Origin of the sequence: Planktotalea sp. (genome assembly GCF_049680325.1) — a bacterium.
In the GTDB taxonomy this organism is placed as follows: Bacteria; Pseudomonadota; Alphaproteobacteria; order Rhodobacterales; family Rhodobacteraceae; genus Planktotalea.
In genome coordinates this window covers 1-1,766 of the sequence record NZ_JBAUHO010000116.1, presented here as the reverse complement: position 1 = coordinate 1,766, position 1,766 = coordinate 1, and the positions used below count along the sequence as shown (strand labels likewise).

The 1,766-nt window shown below is 55.3% G+C and carries 2 protein-coding genes; both read right to left on the bottom strand.

Features of this window, described 5'->3' with window-relative positions; translation table 11 throughout:
* The coding region (locus WBC85_RS05030) for a potassium transporter TrkG (protein WP_424433602.1) at nt 1-1,314 on the bottom strand (1,314 nt) is incomplete at its 3' end.
* 6 nt (nt 1,315-1,320) lie between these two features.
* Nucleotides 1,321-1,766 (bottom strand): TrkA C-terminal domain-containing protein (locus WBC85_RS05025; RefSeq protein ID WP_424433600.1); only part of this gene is annotated, 446 nt, incomplete at its 5' end.

Below are 1,766 nucleotides of genomic sequence, written 5' to 3'. Positions count from 1 at the left end.
GCCCAATGCGGTCAATGCCAGCGTTATCAAAGCGAGGGACAAGGCAAAAAGCATGAAGAATATCCACGCAGTATAAGCACCTTGGCGGCGGATGCGCCTGTCCCCTGCACCGTTGCCGCTGACAGAAGAAGGATGGATCAGCTTTTGCATTTCGCGCAGCCCGTTCAGGTACAGCGTGAACACCCGAAGCAGTTTGACACCGCCCGCTGTGGTCGCAACGCCGCCGCCCATCAGGGCAAGCCCCATCAGGATCATGCCCGGAGTCGCCAGACCCGACCACCCCTGCGCTGCGTCCCATTCGGAACTTACAAAACCGGTCGTCGTCAAAAAGGAGAGCACTGTGAACATACCGCCCCAAAGTGCCTTGAACCCTTGCAACAGGTTTTCTTCCTCATTCACTTCAAATGACGCAAGCCAGTGCCGTATGAACAGCAAAAGCGGCACGCCAATGACAAGTAGAATGCCAATCCTGAATTCTGCATCTTCATGTAGTCCGCGCGTCTTTCCTGTGATCGTATCGGTAGAAAAGGTGAGCCGCGACAGAGCGAAAAACAGGAAGACGAAAATCAGAAACTCGGACGAAATACCCGCCGTGCTTTCTTGCAAGCCCCCTATCGCCGTGACCCCGCTTGTAGACAGGGTCGCCATCGCATGCATCAGCCCGTCAAGCGGATCATTTCCCGATATAATCAAGCAAAACCATAATGTTAACGTTAGACCCGCGTAAATCGGGAATAGCCTGACAGTTGTGCGGATCAACCGTTGGCCAGGTGACGCCGCGCGCATGTCAACGCGTCGCAAGCCGCCCTGCCCGGGCTCTGCGCTTGTGGTGACTTCAAAACCGCCCAAGTTAAGCGGCGCAAGAATGGCAGCCGCAGCAATCCACATAATCAAGCCACCTGACCACGCCACAATTCCGCGCCACAAATGCAAACTGGCGGGCAAACGCGACGGATCAGGAAACATGGTCGCGCCGGTTGTGGTCAGCGAACTTACCATCTCAAAATAGGCGTTTACAAAGCTGGTGGTGCGCAGTGCCTCATAAAATGGAATGGCAAGAATGACGGGCAAGATCACAAAGAAAGCCAACAAAGCCAGCAGATGTTCCAAAGCGGTATTATGTGTTGGACGGCCCGACATAGCGATGCCGATCAACGCGCAAACTATCAGGCCCAAAGTGCCCGTATAAAAGAAACTGCGCGCAATGTGATAGGCTTCGCCGTTCAGCGCATGCGCCGCCGGAATATACATCGCAGCGCAGCCCAACATCACGAAGATCAGAAAGACGGGCAGATCAAGGATGCGCGCAAGCATGTGCGTTTAGAAGAAATCGATGGAGACTTGCAGCAAGCGCTCCACCTCTGGAATATCGGCGCTCATTGCAAATATGGCGACGACATCGCCTTCTTCAATGCGCAATCCGCCGCTTGGTTTGTGAATTTTGCCGTCCTTCAGGACCGCGCCTACAAGCACGCCTTCGGGGAAGTCAATTTCGCGGATCAATTTGCCCGAGAGCGGCGACGTGGACAGCACCTCTGCTTCGATCAACTCTGCTTCGGCATCCCCAATCGAGTAGACCGAGCGCACCCGCCCGTGGCGAATATGGCGCAGGATGGAACTAACCGTTGTCGCGCGCGGATTGATATAGGCGTCGATTCCCAGCGGCCCCATCAACGGAACCAGCGTTGGATCGTTAATCAAGGCAACCGCCATCGGACAACCCGCCGCTTTGGCGCGCACTGCTGCCAGCATGTTGGTTTTGTCAT